Origin of the sequence: Novosphingobium sp., from assembly GCF_039595395.1 — a bacterium.
Lineage (GTDB): Bacteria > Pseudomonadota > Alphaproteobacteria > Sphingomonadales > Sphingomonadaceae > Novosphingobium.
The window spans coordinates 966,074-980,548 of the sequence record NZ_JBCNLP010000001.1 but is presented as its reverse complement, the minus strand read 5'-3'; the positions used below and the strand labels follow the sequence as shown (position 1 = coordinate 980,548).

Annotated in this window: 17 protein-coding genes; 3 read left to right on the top strand and 14 right to left on the bottom strand. The window is 65.5% G+C overall.

Annotated elements, in window-relative coordinates:
• Nucleotides 1-280: 280 nt before the first annotated feature.
• Nucleotides 281-781: an RNA pyrophosphohydrolase gene (locus ABDW49_RS04670; protein ID WP_343610076.1), complete on the top strand. Its 501-nt coding sequence runs from the start codon at nt 281-283 to the stop codon at nt 779-781.
• A gap of 80 nt (nt 782-861) precedes the next feature.
• Here ABDW49_RS04670 and ABDW49_RS04665 read toward each other — a convergent pair whose 3' ends face one another.
• The 4 genes from ABDW49_RS04665 to hemF all read right to left on the bottom strand — a co-directional run bounded on the left by ABDW49_RS04665 (nt 862) and on the right by hemF (nt 5,651).
• Nucleotides 862-1,395, bottom strand: a complete 534-nt coding sequence (locus ABDW49_RS04665) for a tetratricopeptide repeat protein (protein WP_343610075.1) — start codon at nt 1,393-1,395, stop codon at nt 862-864.
• Between the two features lie 74 nt (nt 1,396-1,469).
• Nucleotides 1,470-2,648 carry an RsmB/NOP family class I SAM-dependent RNA methyltransferase gene (locus ABDW49_RS04660; RefSeq protein ID WP_343610074.1) on the bottom strand — a complete coding sequence of 393 codons (1,179 nt, stop codon included), beginning with the start codon at nt 2,646-2,648 and terminating at the stop codon, nt 1,470-1,472.
• 295 nt (nt 2,649-2,943) lie between these two features.
• Nucleotides 2,944-4,401, bottom strand: a complete 1,458-nt coding sequence (gene guaB / locus ABDW49_RS04655; RefSeq protein ID WP_343614145.1) for an IMP dehydrogenase — start codon at nt 4,399-4,401, stop codon at nt 2,944-2,946.
• 386 nt (nt 4,402-4,787) lie between these two features.
• On the bottom strand, nt 4,788-5,651 hold the full coding sequence (gene hemF / locus ABDW49_RS04650; RefSeq protein WP_343610073.1) for an oxygen-dependent coproporphyrinogen oxidase: 864 nt from the start codon (nt 5,649-5,651) through the stop codon (nt 4,788-4,790).
• A gap of 79 nt (nt 5,652-5,730) precedes the next feature.
• On the opposite strand from hemF, the gene pdeM reads away from it, so the two are divergent.
• A complete protein-coding gene (gene pdeM, locus ABDW49_RS04645) occupies nt 5,731-6,450 on the top strand; it encodes a ligase-associated DNA damage response endonuclease PdeM (RefSeq protein WP_343610072.1) in 720 nt (239 codons plus the stop codon).
• Nucleotides 6,451-6,673: 223 nt separating this feature from the next.
• On the top strand, nt 6,674-7,192 hold the full coding sequence (gene infC / locus ABDW49_RS04640; RefSeq protein ID WP_343610070.1) for a translation initiation factor IF-3: 519 nt from the start codon (nt 6,674-6,676) through the stop codon (nt 7,190-7,192).
• A gap of 103 nt (nt 7,193-7,295) precedes the next feature.
• Here infC and ABDW49_RS04635 read toward each other — a convergent pair whose 3' ends face one another.
• From ABDW49_RS04635 to ABDW49_RS04590, 10 genes are all read right to left on the bottom strand, one after another.
• The gene (locus ABDW49_RS04635; RefSeq protein ID WP_343610068.1) at nt 7,296-7,778 is read right to left on the bottom strand and encodes a hypothetical protein; all 483 of its coding nucleotides are present in this window, start codon (nt 7,776-7,778) and stop codon (nt 7,296-7,298) included.
• A gap of 35 nt (nt 7,779-7,813) precedes the next feature.
• Nucleotides 7,814-8,356 carry a J domain-containing protein gene (locus ABDW49_RS04630; RefSeq protein WP_343610066.1) on the bottom strand — a complete coding sequence of 181 codons (543 nt, stop codon included), beginning with the start codon at nt 8,354-8,356 and terminating at the stop codon, nt 7,814-7,816.
• A 367-nt stretch (nt 8,357-8,723) separates the two neighbouring features.
• Entirely contained in the window at nt 8,724-9,215 is a 492-nt protein-coding gene (gene pal, locus ABDW49_RS04625; RefSeq protein ID WP_343614143.1) for a peptidoglycan-associated lipoprotein Pal, read from the bottom strand.
• Between the two features lie 105 nt (nt 9,216-9,320).
• Nucleotides 9,321-10,733: a Tol-Pal system beta propeller repeat protein TolB gene (tolB, locus tag ABDW49_RS04620; protein ID WP_343610064.1), complete on the bottom strand. Its 1,413-nt coding sequence runs from the start codon at nt 10,731-10,733 to the stop codon at nt 9,321-9,323.
• Nucleotides 10,730-11,692 carry a hypothetical protein gene (locus ABDW49_RS04615; protein ID WP_343610062.1) on the bottom strand — a complete coding sequence of 321 codons (963 nt, stop codon included), beginning with the start codon at nt 11,690-11,692 and terminating at the stop codon, nt 10,730-10,732. Before ABDW49_RS04615 ends, tolB begins: the two co-directional genes overlap by 4 nt.
• A 6-nt stretch (nt 11,693-11,698) precedes the next feature.
• Nucleotides 11,699-12,166, bottom strand: coding sequence for a biopolymer transporter ExbD (locus ABDW49_RS04610; RefSeq protein ID WP_241127320.1), 468 nt, complete (start codon nt 12,164-12,166; stop codon nt 11,699-11,701).
• 248 nt (nt 12,167-12,414) lie between these two features.
• Nucleotides 12,415-13,125: a protein TolQ gene (gene tolQ, locus ABDW49_RS04605; protein WP_343610061.1), complete on the bottom strand. Its 711-nt coding sequence runs from the start codon at nt 13,123-13,125 to the stop codon at nt 12,415-12,417.
• 12 nt (nt 13,126-13,137) lie between these two features.
• The gene (locus ABDW49_RS04600) at nt 13,138-13,584 is read right to left on the bottom strand and encodes a YbgC/FadM family acyl-CoA thioesterase (protein ID WP_343614140.1); all 447 of its coding nucleotides are present in this window, start codon (nt 13,582-13,584) and stop codon (nt 13,138-13,140) included.
• A 167-nt stretch (nt 13,585-13,751) separates the two neighbouring features.
• Nucleotides 13,752-14,126, bottom strand: coding sequence for a histidine triad nucleotide-binding protein (locus ABDW49_RS04595; RefSeq protein WP_343610059.1), 375 nt, complete (start codon nt 14,124-14,126; stop codon nt 13,752-13,754).
• A gap of 11 nt (nt 14,127-14,137) precedes the next feature.
• On the bottom strand, nt 14,138-14,455 hold the full coding sequence (locus ABDW49_RS04590; protein WP_343614138.1) for a phosphoribosyl-ATP diphosphatase: 318 nt from the start codon (nt 14,453-14,455) through the stop codon (nt 14,138-14,140).
• Between the last annotated feature and the right edge of the window lie 20 nt (nt 14,456-14,475).

Here is a 14,475-nt window from a genome sequence, read left to right as displayed (position 1 = left end):
GGATATCTCCACATCCCGCGCCTTGAGCGGCCTGCGCGCCCAGCCCTTGCCGGATTCGCCGCCTGTCGCGTCACGCCGCCCCTTGGGCGCCAGCGCAAGCCCGCGCAATCCAGTTTTTCTGTCAGCCATCAAACCACAGGTGCCCCAAAAACCTTTGCCCCCGCCTAGTCAAGCGGCAATCGCCTGTTTATGGGCCGTCTCCCGCGATTTTTCAGCAAGACAAAACCGCATTCTCAGGATTATCAAGGGGGTCACTCAGGGGCCCCAAGGCAGCGAAAGCATGAATGATTTTACCCACCTTCCCTATCGCCCTTGCGTCGGGGTGATGCTGGTCAACGCCGCCGGTCAGGTGTTCGTCGGCCAGCGCATCGACCAGCGCGAGAACAGCGGTGGCCATGAAGGCGATTTCTGGCAGATGCCGCAAGGCGGCGTCGACGATGGCGAGGATCTGCGCGCCGCCGTCTGGCGCGAACTGGCCGAGGAAACCGGCGTGCGCGAGGATCAGGGCGTGATCCTGGCCCAGACCCGCGACGAACTGCTCTATGACCTGCCCGAGGAACTGATCGGCAAGCTGTGGAAGGGCAAGTATCGCGGCCAGCGCCAGCACTGGTTCCTGATCCGCTTCACCGGCCATGACGAGGACATCGATCTGGAAGCCCATGATCCGGCAGAGTTCTGCGACTGGAAATGGGTCAATCCCGAGACGCTGCCCGACCTGATCGTGCCCTTCAAGAAGCGCGTCTACCGCTCGGTTCTCGAAGAGTTCAAGGCGCTGATCTGATCGGCCTTTGACCTGCAAAAAAGCCGGGGCCGCCATCAGGCACCCCGGCTTTTTTCATGCCTGCCTTTTGCGTGACAGGCTCAGTTGTTCACCACACCCGAACCCGGCGTATCCGCGCTGACGACATGCGCCGCCGCAGGGGTCACACTGGCCTGAACCCCCGAAGCCTGTGCCGTGGTGATGACCGAAGCCAGACTGCGCGCGGGCGGGCAGCCATCGCCGCAGATCGCCTCCAGCCGGGCCAGATTGCGCTTCGCCTTGTCGAAGGCCCCCTTCTGCGCCAGCGCCTGACCCTCGCCCGAGAGCGCCTCCAGATTGGCCGGATCGCGGGCCAGCACCGCGCGGTAATAATGCAGCGCCTTGCCCGGCATCGCCTGATGGCGCGCCACATCGGCCAGATCCATCACCAGCACCGCGCTGCCCGGCGAGATCGCCAGAGCGGCCTCGAAACCATCCGTCGCCCGATCCAGATCGCCATTGGCCAGAGCAATCTTGCCCTGAGCCTCCAGCGCGGCGGCGCGCGGATCAAGCACCTCGGGCGTCGCGCTTTGTCCCGCACTGGCCGTCAGAGCGGCAAGGGCCGAGAGGACCAGCGCAACCGGGGCATAACGCATGACTTTTTCCTTGAACGTACTGGGGCTTTCGCGCCTGTGTATGGACATCGTCTCCGACATGGAACCTGATGCTATCACACGCGTTTAAGGCGCGCGACGAAAAATCCGTCCGTGCCATCGCGTGCGGGCGTCATCCGGACGCCTGCCCCGCGCGGCTGACCTGCGGGCAAGTCCAGCACATCGGCCTGCCAACGCGAATCGCGCCTTAGGAAGGCCTGCACCTGATCGGCCCCCTCGGCATCCAGCAGCGAGCAGGTGACGAAGATGATCCGTCCGCCCGGCTTCACCAGAGTAGCGGCAATATCCAGCAAGCGACTCTGGATGCCGGTCACGCGGGCCAGTTCCTTTTCAGACAGCCGCCAGCGCGCCTCGGGATTGCGCCGCCATGTGCCCGTGCCGCTGCAGGGCGCATCGATCAACACCGCCTCGGCCTTGCCCACCAGATCGGCCAGAGCCTCAAGCTCACGGTTGGGGTTCATCAGCAAGGTCTCGATCAGCGGCGCCCCGGCGCGTTCAGCGCGAGGTGCCAGACGCTGCAGCCGCGCGCGATCCACATCGCAGGCCACCAGCCGACCCTTGCCCGCCATGCTCGCCGCCAGCGCCAGAGTCTTGCCCCCCGCCCCGGCGCACAGATCGATCACGGTTTCACCCGGCAGAGCCGCCACCGCCTCACAGGTCAGCTGAGAGCCGCCATCCTGCACCTCGACCAAGCCCTGCTCGTAAGCATCCCAGCTTTCGACCGGCGTGTTGGCGGGAAAGCGCAAGCCATAGCGCGCAGGTAAAGGCTCACCCTCCACCGGCAGCACCAGCCCATCACGCTCCGCCTTCAACGCATTGACCCGCACATCGAGCGGCGCCCGATCCAGCAGCGCCAGAGCCTCCTCGCCAGAAACCCCGCTGCTTTCCAAAGCCCGCTCCAGCCACGCCGGAGCCACGCCGCCCAACGCCACAGGCTCCGCCGGATCGATGGGCTCGGGCGCATGCCGCCCGCCGTCGAACAGGCTCGCCAGCGCCTCATCGCCCTGCACCAGCCGCAGCATCGCCGCGCGCCCGCTCTCGGGGATCGGTCCACAGGCGCGAATGGCGTTGTAGACCAGATCCCGTACCGCGCGCCGGTCCTTCGACCCGGCAAAGCGCCGCATGCGGAACCACTCGCTGAACACCCGATCCGCCGGAGCACCGCCCGCCTTCGCCGCAGCAATCACCGCGTCGAGAATCTCAATGGCGGCTTGGACGCGGGCAGCAGGAGTCATGAAGGTGGATTACCAGATAGAAGGAAAAAGAAAAATGCGAGGGGATTATCCCCTCGCGCTCCCATAACGTCTTCCGACGAAACGGTAATGGCACCCGATCCGAGTGCCCAGCCTCTCCACCTGAGCAAGGCAAAGCGCCGCAGGCAGATCAACCGTGATGCTTAGGCTGCGCCAAGGAATTATTGCCTGCGGCGCTGCAAACTTAGCGCCTTGGCCGAACCCTATGCACAACGCAGACACTAATGGGAGCGCGAGGGGGGTAACCCCCTCGCACCTTCCCCTTCAAATCCTTGAATCAACGCGTCGGGTAATTCGGCGCTTCACGCGTGATCGTCACGTCGTGAACGTGGCTTTCCTTGAGCCCCGCGTTGGTGATCTGGATGAACTTCGACTTCGTGCGCAGATCCTCGATCGTCGCCGAACCGGTGTAGCCCATCGCCGCCTTCACGCCGCCGACCAGCTGATGGACCACATCCTTGGCGGGCCCCTTATAGGGCACCTGACCCTCGATGCCTTCGGGGACCAGCTTCATCTGGTCCTTGATGTCCTGCTGGAAGTAGCGATCCGCAGACCCACGCGCCATCGCGCCCACCGAGCCCATGCCGCGATAGGCCTTATAGGCGCGGCCCTGATAGATGAAGGTCTCGCCGGGGGCTTCCTCGGTGCCGGCCAGCAGCGAGCCGACCATGATCGAGCTGGCGCCAGCGGCCAGAGCCTTGGCCGCGTCGCCGCTGGTGCGCAGGCCGCCGTCGCCGATCACGGGCACGCCGTGCTTGGATGCCTCCTCGGCGCTTTCCATGATGGCGGTCAGCTGGGGCACGCCCACGCCCGCCACGATGCGCGTGGTGCAGATCGAGCCCGGGCCGATGCCCACCTTCACGCCATCCGCGCCCGCGCCGATCAGCGCCTTGGTGGCCTCGGCCGTCGCGACGTTGCCGGCGATGACCTGAGCGTTGGGGTTGAGCTTCTTAACGCGCTCGACGGCGCGGGCCACGTCGCGGTTGTGGCCGTGGGCGGTGTCGATGATGACCACGTCGCACTCGGCATCCAGCAGCGCCTCGGTGCGGGCGAAGCCCTTGTCGCCCACGGTGGTGGCGGCGGCGACGCGCAGGCGACCGGCGGCATCCTTGGTGGCGGCGGGGTAGTTCACCGCCTTCTCGATGTCCTTCACGGTGATGAGGCCGACGCACTTATAGGCATCGTCCACCACCAGCAGCTTCTCGATGCGGCGGGCATGCAGCAGGCGGCGAGCCTCTTCCTGCGAGACGCCGGCGCGCACGGTGGCCAGATTGTCATGCGTCATCAGTTCACGCACGGGTTGGGCCTGATTGTCGGCAAAGCGCACATCGCGGTGCGTCAGGATGCCGACCAGCTTGCCACTGCCCTCGACCACGGGGATGCCGTTGATCTTGTGCGCGTTCATCAGCGCCTGCGCCTCACCCAGCGTGGCATCCGGCCCGATGGTGATCGGGTTGACGACCATGCCGCTCTCGAAGCGCTTCACGGCGCGGACGGCGGCGGCCTGCTCCTCGATGGTGAGGTTGCGGTGCAGCACGCCAATGCCGCCCAGCTGCGCCATGACGATGGCCATATCGGCCTCGGTCACGGTGTCCATCGCGGCGGAAAGCACCGGAATGTTGAGCGCAATGCCCTTGGTGAGGAAGGTGCGCGTGTCGGCCATGGACGGCACGATGTCCGATTCCGCCGGACGCAGCAGCACGTCGTCGAAAGTAAGGCCGAGGGCGATGTCGATGCTAGCCACTATGCGTTGTCCCGCTTTGCGTGGGGCCTGCATGGGGCTGCAAGCCCGTGTCGATTCGTGGCGGCCCATGTAATCAAGCAAATGCCAAAGCGCCAGAGGGCTTTTTGCGGCAGTTTGGTGACAAGGGGTTTTGGAGGGAGGTTAAGAAGGGAAAAGCGAGGGGGTTACCCCCTCGCGCTCCCATAACGTCTTCCGACGAAAGGTGGTGGTGCCGAATTGTGGCGCACCACCTCTCCACCAGCGCCACCTAAGGCGCCGCAGGCTGTTATCCCTGCCTGCGGCGCGGCAAACCAGGCGCAAGGCCGAACCCGAGGCGCTGAGGCAGACAGTAAAGGGAGCGCGAGGGCGATGGCCCTCGCATTTCCTCTTTACCTTCTTCAGCTCCACGCCGCTTCCGGCGGCAGGCTCATCAGGATCGCCTCGACATTCCCGCCGGTTTTCAAACCGAAGGTCGTGCCCCGGTCATAGACCAGATTGAATTCCGCATAGCGCCCGCGCCATTCAAGCTGGGTCTGCTTCTCGGCGGGCGTGTAGGCCGCCGCCATGCGACGGCGCACGATCTGCGGGAAGATGTCGAGGAAGGTCTCGCCCACGGCCTTGGTGAAAGCGAAGTTCGCATCCCACCCAGCCTGATCGGCGCAATCGAGGTGATCGTAGAAGATACCGCCCACGCCGCGATGCACGCCGCGATGGGGGATGTAGAAATAGTCGTCGGCCCAAGCCTTGAAGCGGTCGTAATCGCCGGGTTCATGGGCGTCGCAGGCGGCCTTGAAGGCCTCGTGGAAGTCCCGCGTATCGTCCTCATAGGGGATCGGTGGATTGAGGTCCGCGCCGCCGCCGAACCATGCCTTGGTGGTCGTGAGGAAGCGGGTGTTCATATGCACGGCAGGCACATGGGGGTTGGCCATATGGGCGACAAGGCTGATGCCGGTGGCGGTAAAGCCGGGGTTCTCGACGCTGGCGCCGTTGATGCTGGAGGCAAAATTGGGCGCGAAGGTGCCATGGACGGTGGAGACGTTCACCCCCACCTTCTCGAAAATCCTGCCCTTCATCAGGCCGCGCATGCCGCCGCCGGTGTCGCCATCCTCGCCATTGTGAGCGGCGCGCTGCCATGGGGTATACTCGAAAGAGGCGTCCGATCCGGCCTCGCGCTCGATGGCCTCGAAGGCGCCGCAGATCGCGTCGCGCAGGCTTTCGAACCAGGCGCGGGCTTGCTGTGTGTGGGCGGTCCAGTCGGTCATCGTGCTATCCCATGGCCATGGTGTTTCAACTCGGCGACAGTCGCTTGCCATCCCCCGCGCCGCGCGGCAAGGGTGAGCCATGCTTTCCCCTTCTGTTCCCACCGATCCTTCGTGTGACGCGAGCGATTTCGGCGCGCCTTTCGGCTTTGCCGGGGGCGAGTGGCGCTTCTCGCCCTGCCGCGCGCTGTGGTGGGGTGAGGAGCAGGCGCTGGTGGTGGCGGACCTCCATCTGGAAAAGGCGAGCTGGTATGCCCAGCGCGGCCAGTTCCTGCCCCCTTACGACAGCCGCGAAACGCTGGAGCGCCTGAGCGCCGCGCAGGCCGCGACAGGCGCGCGGCGGATCTATGCGCTGGGCGACAGCTTCCACGACTCGGCAGGACCGATGCGGCTCGAATCGGGGGCGGCGGATCTGCTGGATGCTCTGGCGCGGCGGGCCGAGATCGTCTGGATCACCGGCAATCACGATGAGGGTCTGGCCGACTCACCCCTGCCCGGCACCGTGGCCGAGGAGCTGACTGTGCGCGGCATCGCCCTGCGCCATATCGCCGAGCCCGGTGTGCAGGGCGCTGAACTTTCCGGCCATTTCCACCCCAAGCTGCGGTTGCGCCTGCAGGGGCGTTTCATCTCACGCCCCTGCGCCGTGCGCGCGGGGGACCGCATGATCCTGCCCGCCCATGGCACGCTGACCGGCGGGCTGGATGCCTCCGCCCCGCCGATCCGCGCGGCTCTGGCACCCCAGATCGAGCTTGAGGCGCTGGTGACGGCAGGCGGCAAGGTACTGCGTTTCCCCCTGCCCTGAAACAGCCCCTTTTTCAGGGCCGATTTTCCGCCGAATAAGCGGAAAATATCGCTTTGCCGCCTGCGGGAATCGCTTTAAGAGGGCTATCAGTTCGCGCGGCACCAGAGCGCACTCCCGATACGGCTTTTTATCAAGGCCCAAACGGGGGTGCGCTCTGGTGCCGCCCGTTCTCGTACAGGCAACCACAGGAGAGAAGACTATAGCTCCCCCACCCCGGCGCAGTATGGCGCCCCCCGTGAAGAGCGGGCCACGCTACAACGAATTTATCCAGTCGCCCAAGGTGCGCGTGATCGACGGCGAAGGTGAAAACCTTGGCGTGCTGAACACCCGTGACGCGATTGCACAGGCCTTCGAGGCCGGGCTCGACCTTGTCGAAGTGTCGCCCAACGCCGATCCGCCGGTCTGCAAATTCCTCGATGTCGGCAAGTTCCGCTACGAGGCGCAGAAGAAGGCGAACCTCGCCCGCAAGTCGCAGAAGACGCAGGAGATCAAGGAGATCAAGATGCGTCCGAACATCGACGACCATGACTACGACACCAAGATGAAGGCGATGCACCGCTTCATCGAGGAAGGCGACAAGGTCAAGGTGACGCTGCGCTTCCGTGGCCGTGAGCTTTCGCACCAGCAGCTGGGCATGAACCTGCTGCGCCGCGTGCAGGAAGACATCGCCGAGATCGCCAAGGTGGAGGCCTATCCGCGCATGGAGGGCCGCCAGATGCTGATGGTGGTTTCGCCCAAGTAAGACCCGAACCGCCCTCGCCGATCGGCGAACGGTTCAAGTCTATGAAAAAGCGCCGCTCCCTTGGGGGTGCGGCGCTTTTTTGTTGGGATAGACGGATCGCCCCCTACCACTTGCCATTGAGCAGATCGCCCAGCCCCAGCAGACCCGGCGCATGATGCAAGGCATCGAACATCGCCTTGTAACGGGCCGGATCGCAACCATAATCGACACGCAGTTGCCGATATCCGCGGGCATCGTTCCAGATCATGGTGAGCCCTCCTGCTTCGGTAACGAACATCGAGCAGGCTGAAAGCAAGGGAATCGTCGCCTTCTCCTCGCTCGGGCGGTAAGGCGCCAAGGCCTGGAGGAAACGACGGATGCGCGCGCGGGACACCTGCTCCCGACTCAAGGATGGGTCACCCTGATCAGAGGCCCTCGGCCCGACCCGCCAGCGCGTGATCGCCACCCCGCCATCGGACAAGACCGCGATCCTGACCCTGAAGCAGTGATAGCACAGCCCCAGCGCGGCATTTTCATAGACAAAGGTTTCTTCAGGCGATGCCGGGGCAGCCTGATCATCAGCATGCGCAACCGATGTAACCGCCATGCTCATCGCCATCGCAGTGATGGCGATGAGGCGCCTCACACGCCCGCGCCCTTCCAGCTACGCTGCTCCTCGGCCACGCGCAGCACCTCATAGGCGGCCTGAAGGCCCATAAAGGCCTTGGCGGCCTCAGCATCGTTGGGGCGCACATCGGGATGCACGGCCTTGGCCTTGGTGCGCCACGCCTTGCGCACCGCGTCGAAATCGGCGTCGGGATCGAGGCCCAAGACCTCCAGCGCCTTCAGTTCATCACGGCTGCGGGTGCCATCGCCCGATCCGGCCCAGCCATAATAGGCGCTCTCGCGATAGCCGCCGTTCGTCTGCTGCTCCGAACGCTCCCGGCTGGCGGCTTCCTCGGCATCCAGACCGGCGAAATAGTCCCAGCCCGAATTGTACTCGGCGGCATGCTGCTGGCAGAAATACCAGCGGTCGGGGTTGTTGGGCGACTTGGGTGCCGGGCAATTGCCGGGCTCATTGCAGCCCGCACGGTCGCACAGGCGGATCTGCGCCGCCTCGCGCCCAGCCTCATAGCCCCGCCAGCGCGGAAAGCCCCAGTCATTTGATCGACGTGCGCGGTTCATAGTCTGCCATTGTGGGGGGATTCGCGGGTTGGCGCAAGGATTCGGGGGTCGAAGGGGGGAAAAGAAAGATGCGAGGGGATTATCCCCTCGCGCTCCCGTTAATGTCGACCTCAGTGCCACGGGTTCAGCCTTGCGCCCAGCTTGCCGCGCCGCAGGCAGGAACATCAAGCCTGCGGCGCAGGTAAGGTGGCGCAGGTGGAAAGTTCCCACACAACGATCCAAACACCCCTGCCCCCTCGCCGGAAGACGTCATGGGAGCGCGAGGGGGTAACCCCCTCGCATCTTCCTCCCTTAACCCCATAAAAAGAAAACCCCGCCGACCACACAGGCCAGCGGGGTGTTCTTCCAACCAGATCGCGTAGCAGGATCAGTCGATAGCGACCGTCACCGCGCGGCGGTTATGGGCGTAGGCTTCCTCGGTGGAGGCCGGGTCAACCGGGCGTTCCTTGCCGTAGGAGATCGTCGTCAGGCGCGAGGCATCGACGCCCAGCGAGACGAGGTAGTTCTTGGCCGCGGTGGCGCGACGCTCACCCAGAGCCAGGTTGTATTCGCGGGTGCCGCGCTCGTCGCAGTGGCCCTCGATGGTGGCCTTCTTGGCGGGATAGCGCATCAGCCACTGGGCCTGGGCCTGCAGGGCGGGCGTCTCGCTGGGGTCGACGCTGTACTTGTCGAGCGCGAAGTGGATGGTGTCCTTGCCCATCATCTGCGCGACGAAGTCGGCGGCGCTGCCGGGAACCGGGCCCTGGTTGGTGGGCGGCGGCGGCGTGGCCTGCGAGACGGCGGGGGCCGGCTCGGGCGGCAGGGTCTTGGGCGGCTTGTGGCCGCAGGCGGCGAGCGCCAGACCCAGCGTCAAAACCATCGCGCCGGGGGCAAAGCCCCGAACGGTGGTGGAGAGCTTGGAGAACATGGGGAAGACTCCTCTGCTTGGAAGAAGGGGGGCCGATTCCCCCCGGAAAATTCAGGATTACTGGCGGATGGGGCCCCAGCTCGGGTCCGACCCGTCGACGGGCGTGGGCAGGCGGCGCTCATGGCGACCGGTCAGATCGACCTGCCACAGGCTGGAGCGGCCCGAACCGCGCTCGGTGCGGAAGAACTGAATGATGCGACCGTTGGGCGCCCAGGTGGGCGATTCGTCCTGCCAGCTATGGGTCAGCGTGTGCGCCGAGGACCCGGCCGGATTGGTCACCGCAATGGCAAACTCGCCGCCGCCGATGCGGGTGAAGGCAATCTGGTCGCCGCGCGGGCTCCATTCGGGGGTGGCTGCCTTGCCGCCGAAGAAGCTGATGCGATGCTGGTTGCTGCCATCGGCATTCATCACATAGATCTGCTGGCTGCCGCCGCGATCGCTTTCGAAGACGATGCGGCTGCCATCGGGCGAGTAGCTGCCGCCGACATTGATGCCGGGCGTGTCGGTCAGACGCTGGCTGGCCCCACCCTGCGCCGAGACGCGGTAGATGTTCGTGTTGCCCGCGATCGCCATCGAATAGAGGATCCACTTGCCATCGGGCGACCAGCGCGGCGCAAAGGTGGGATTGCCGGTCTCCGCCACCAGCCGCTGGCTGGAGGAGGCGATGTCATAGATGTAGATGCGCGGCCGTCCGTTGAGATAGGACAGATACACGATCTTCTTGTAATCGGGCGAGAAACGCGGCGTCAGCGCCATCGCCTGGCCGGTGGTGATGAAGCGGTGGTTGGCACCATCGCTGTCCATGATCGCCAGACGCTTCATGCGGTGGTTCTTGGGGCCGGTCTCGGCGATATAGGCGATGCGGCTGTCGAAGAAGGGGCTCTCGCCCGACAGGCGCGAATAGATCACGTCCGAGCACTTGTGCGCCGCGCGGCGCCAGTCGCCCGCCGAAAAGGTCCATGCCGCCTTGGTGAGCTGCTGCTGCAGGCGCACGTCATAGAGATAGCACGACACCAGCAGCGAGCCATCGCCCCCGGCGCGCACGCTGCCATGCACCAGCATCTCGGCCCCGCGCGAGCTCCAGCCGGGGAAGTCGGGCTGGGTAACGTCGCCAATGCCGATGCCGGGCAGCTTTTCCGGGCCGATGGGCTTGAACAGGCCGTTGTTCTTCAGATCCGCCGTGATGACATCGGCGATGGCGCGCCCCAGAGCCGCCGTGCCGCCGGCGCTGGCCTGCGTTGGCACATCGGCGGGGGTGGCAAAGCTGGGAATGTCGATGCCCAGATCGACCCAGGCCGAATCGTCGGAGACCGAACCGGTCAGGCCGCCGGCATCGGCAGGCTTCTGCTGCTGGATCTGCGGCGGCGGCAGGATCGAGGTGGGGGCAATCTGCTGGGCGTCAACCGCCGTGCCAACCAGCACCGCGCTCATGCCTGCGGCCATCAACAGGGCCTTCATCGAAGTCTTCATTGTGCCAGATTCCTGTCGAAGCGGAAGGATGCCACATGCTTCCATGCATCATAATACTCCGGCGGCAAAGCAAAGGGTGCAGCCAGCTTCACCGCGCGAACGGCATTTTCTGCATGGATATGGGCCTGGGTCTTGTTGCTGTCGGTGATGCCGGTCTGGCTCACCACCCGCACCGGCCCGGCCAGCGAGCCGTCCCGGTTGAGATCGAAGGAGAGGATCGTCACCAGCTCATCGGTGTCAACGCCCTGAGGCACGCGCCAATTGGGCTTGAGCGCCCGCGAGATCGCGCTGGCCAAGCCGGCACGCACGCCCGGCCCGATGTTGGCCGCCGGCGGCGTCTGCGCCTTGCCGCTGCCCTGCGGGGCGAGGCCCTTCAGGAAGTCCGCGCCAAGGCGGCTGCCACCTGCTGGCTTCTCGCTGGGCTTGGCGTCCTTGCTGCCCTTGGTGTTGGCCTTGCCCTCACGCGCGGCGATGGCGCGGCCCACCGGATCGTCCTGAGGCTTGCTCTTGCTGGGCGCCTGCTTGACCGGCTCGGGCTTGTGCGGCGCGGGCTTGGGCTCCGGCTTGCGCGGTTCGGGTTTGGGCACCGGCTTGGGTTCGGGCTTCGGCTGAGGCTTCACCGGCTCCGGGCGTGGCTGAGGCTTCGGCTCGGGCTTGGGTTGCGGCTTGGGAACCGGCACGGGCACCGGCTTCACCGGCTCGGGCGCGGGCGGCACGGGGGCGGCCTGCTCCTCGGGCTGGGCCTGACCCAGCGTGGGCGCCACATCGGCGGCGGCCTGCTCATGGCTGGGCGCCTCCGATTGAAGGCCGACGTTATCGCTCAAGGTCACCGTCATGCGCGGGGGCGGCGGAGGCGTCCTGCCATGCCACGACATCGCCAGCACCCACACAAGCGCAACATGGCCGACCAGCGCAATCGCCAGCCCCCCCATCTCGCTCTTGCGCATCGTATTCGCCATCGGCCGTCAGTTCCCGCGCTTGGCAGGCGCGCCGGGATCGCCCGCCGACACCGTCACCAGCGAGATCGAGGTGACCCCGGCATGGTTGAGATCACCCATCAGGCCGATCACCCGGCCATAATCGAGCCCCTTGTCCGCACGCAGCACCACCAGCGGCTCCTTGCCGTCAGCGTCCTTGGGCAGATTGGCCAGACGGTCCGACAGTTCGCCCGGAGACACCTCGGCATCGTCGATGAACACGGTGCCCTCACGGTCCATGCTGATCGTCACCTGCTTGGGCGTCTGATCGAGCGGCTTGGCGTGGCTGTCAGGCAACTGGATCGGGATGCCCGCCTTGAGCAGAGGCGCCGTGACCATGAAGATGATCAGCAGCACCAGCATCACGTCGACCAGCGGCGTGACGTTGATCTCCGCCATCGGCGAGCGCGAACCGCGACTGCGGCGGCCTCCGCGCGAGAATTTGTGGATGCCCATCGCCATGAGTCAGGCTCCCAGGAAGGAAGGATGAACGCAGGGGGCCATCGCCCCCTGCACCCCCGTTACGTCTTCCGACGCAAGGGCACGGGTGGCCGAAAGGTTGCGTGCAACCTCGCCGCACCGCAGGGAATAACTGCCTCCGGCGGTGGGACGTTGGCGCTCCGTTCGAATGCCACCGCCCATGCGTCGGAAGACGTTATGGGAGTTTGAGGAGGTAACCCCCTCAAGCCTGTTCTTCTTCTGAATCACAGCTGATCCAGCTCCCGGCTCAGGCTCCCGTGGAAACGGTCGGCGAAACGCTGCAACCGCGACTCAAACCCGTTCACCTTATGGGAAAACCGGTTGTAGGCGATCACCGCCGGAATGGCCGCGAACAGGCCGACCGCCGTGGCGAACAGCGCTTCCGAAATGCCCGGCGCCACCACCGCCAGCGAGGAATTCTGCTGCTGGCCGATCTGGAAGAAGCTGTTCATGATGCCCCACACCGTGCCGAACAGGCCGACGAAGGGCGCCACCGAACCGACCGTGGCGAGGAAGTTCAGGCGGTCGGCCAGATCCTCGGTCTCGGCGGCGACGACGCTGTCCATCGCGCTGGCGAGGCGGCCGCGCGCGGCCTCGCGGTCCACCTTGCCGGTGACCGAGCGGCGCCATTCGGAGAGAGCCGCAGCCACCACCTTGGCGGCGGGCAGGTCGGCCTTCTGGCCCTGGGCGCCCTTCTGGAAGGCTTCCAGATCACGGGCTTTCCAGAACTCGGCTTCGTAAGCTTCGGTCTTGCGGGCGATGCCCAGGATGCGCGCCGAGAAGGTGATGATGATCGTCCAGACCCACAGGCTGGCCAGCGCCAGCGCGCCCAGCACGCCCTTCACCACCGGATCGGCGTCCATGAACAGGCGCACCGGGTCCAGATGGTCGGGGGCGCCATCAAGACCGGCGGCGCCCATCACGAGCAACGTCATCACACTCATTGTTCAAGCCTCATCCTTGATGCCCGACGGCGGAACGCGCCCCGCCAGAAAGTCCTCGAAAGCGGCACGCCATGCCGCCGGTTGACGCCGTGGCCGCCCGCTGGGGCTGACAAAGCCCACCCGCAATTGCGCCCTGGCCAGTAGATCACCATTTCTGAACGCTGACTGACACATTCGACAGGAAGCGGCGCCAAGCTCCTCCACGCGGGTCTCGATCAGCACATCGTCGTCGAGCCGCGCGGGGCTGGCGTAGCGGATGGCGATCTCGGTCACGGCATAGGCGCCCTCGCCCGCCTCCACCGCCGCGCGCTGGTCGATGCCCAGCAGGCGCAGCAGGTCGGAGCGGGCGCGTTCGAACCAGCGCAGATAGTTGGCGTGATAGACCACGCCCGACAGGTCCGTATCCTCGTAATAGGCACGCACGGCGAAATAATGCACGGCGCCCGTCATCAGCCCCGTGGAGGGCTGAGGCAGGGGATGTGGGAAGACAGGGGGGGCTGCCTGAGACGTCATCCTTCGGGCTCTAGCCCGGCGCGGGGCGGCAGGGCAAGGCCGAGCCGCCTTCTCGGTTCATTTACCTTAATTTTACCGCTATTTTTAGCATTTGGGGCTGCGTTTTACGCCAACATCGGCCCCAAAGGCGCGCCGCCGAACAGATGCACATGCAGATGCGGCACTTCCTGTCCGCCATCATGGCCGATGTTGGCCAGCAGGCGATAACCCGGCTCGACCAGATCGAACTGGCGCGCCACCGTGCCGACCGCGCGGATGAAACCCGCAATCAGCGCATCGGGCGCGTTTGCCGAGAAATCGTCCCAACTGACGTAAGGCCCCTTGGGCACCACCAGCACATGGATCGGCGCCTTGGGGGCGATATCATGGAAGGCCAGCGCGAAATCGTCTTCGTAAACCTTCTTGCAGGGGATCTCCCCGCGCAGGATTTTCGCGAAGATGTTGGCTTCGTCATAGGGCAGCCGGGCGTCGATGGGCATGCTTGGGCTCCTTACTTGGTGCGGGCAGCTTTTTCGGCCAGACCGCCGATGCCTTCGCGCTGATCGAGCACGGCGCAGACATCGGCCAGTCCCAGCCCGCGCGCCTGAAGCAGCACGATCAGGTGGAAGATCAGATCGGCGGCCTCTCCGGTCAGGGCTTCATCGTCTTCGGCCAGAGCCGCGATGACGGTTTCCACGCCCTCCTCGCCCAGCTTCTGCGCGATCTTCTTCAAGCCCTTGGCGTTGAGCTTCGCGACATAGCTGGTCTCGGGATCGGCGCTGCGGCGCGCGGCGATGGTCGCCTCAAGGCGTTCCAGCGTGGCGCCGATGTTGGGTGTCTGTTCCATAG

Excerpts from the sequence above, each read along its gene's own strand:
- ABDW49_RS04670 (WP_343610076.1), top strand. The coding sequence starts at position 281 with ATGAATGATTTTACCCACCTTCCCTATCGCCCTTGCGTCGGGGTGATG.
- ABDW49_RS04665 (WP_343610075.1), bottom strand. The coding sequence starts at position 1,395 with ATGCGTTATGCCCCGGTTGCGCTGGTCCTCTCGGCCCTTGCCGCTCTG.
- ABDW49_RS04660 (WP_343610074.1), bottom strand. The coding sequence starts at position 2,648 with ATGACTCCTGCTGCCCGCGTCCAAGCCGCCATTGAGATTCTCGACGCG.
- hemF (WP_343610073.1), bottom strand. The coding sequence starts at position 5,651 with ATGACCGACTGGACCGCCCACACACAGCAAGCCCGCGCCTGGTTCGAA.
- pdeM (WP_343610072.1), top strand. The coding sequence starts at position 5,731 with ATGCTTTCCCCTTCTGTTCCCACCGATCCTTCGTGTGACGCGAGCGAT.
- infC (WP_343610070.1), top strand. The coding sequence starts at position 6,674 with ATGGCGCCCCCCGTGAAGAGCGGGCCACGCTACAACGAATTTATCCAG.
- ABDW49_RS04635 (WP_343610068.1), bottom strand. The coding sequence starts at position 7,778 with ATGGCGGTTACATCGGTTGCGCATGCTGATGATCAGGCTGCCCCGGCA.
- ABDW49_RS04630 (WP_343610066.1), bottom strand. The coding sequence starts at position 8,356 with ATGAACCGCGCACGTCGATCAAATGACTGGGGCTTTCCGCGCTGGCGG.
- pal (WP_343614143.1), bottom strand. The coding sequence starts at position 9,215 with ATGGTTTTGACGCTGGGTCTGGCGCTCGCCGCCTGCGGCCACAAGCCG.
- tolB (WP_343610064.1), bottom strand. The coding sequence starts at position 10,733 with ATGAAGACTTCGATGAAGGCCCTGTTGATGGCCGCAGGCATGAGCGCG.
- ABDW49_RS04615 (WP_343610062.1), bottom strand. The coding sequence starts at position 11,692 with ATGGCGAATACGATGCGCAAGAGCGAGATGGGGGGGCTGGCGATTGCG.
- ABDW49_RS04610 (WP_241127320.1), bottom strand. The coding sequence starts at position 12,166 with ATGGGCATCCACAAATTCTCGCGCGGAGGCCGCCGCAGTCGCGGTTCG.
- tolQ (WP_343610061.1), bottom strand. The coding sequence starts at position 13,125 with ATGACGTTGCTCGTGATGGGCGCCGCCGGTCTTGATGGCGCCCCCGAC.
- ABDW49_RS04600 (WP_343614140.1), bottom strand. The coding sequence starts at position 13,584 with ATGACGGGCGCCGTGCATTATTTCGCCGTGCGTGCCTATTACGAGGAT.
- ABDW49_RS04595 (WP_343610059.1), bottom strand. The coding sequence starts at position 14,126 with ATGCCCATCGACGCCCGGCTGCCCTATGACGAAGCCAACATCTTCGCG.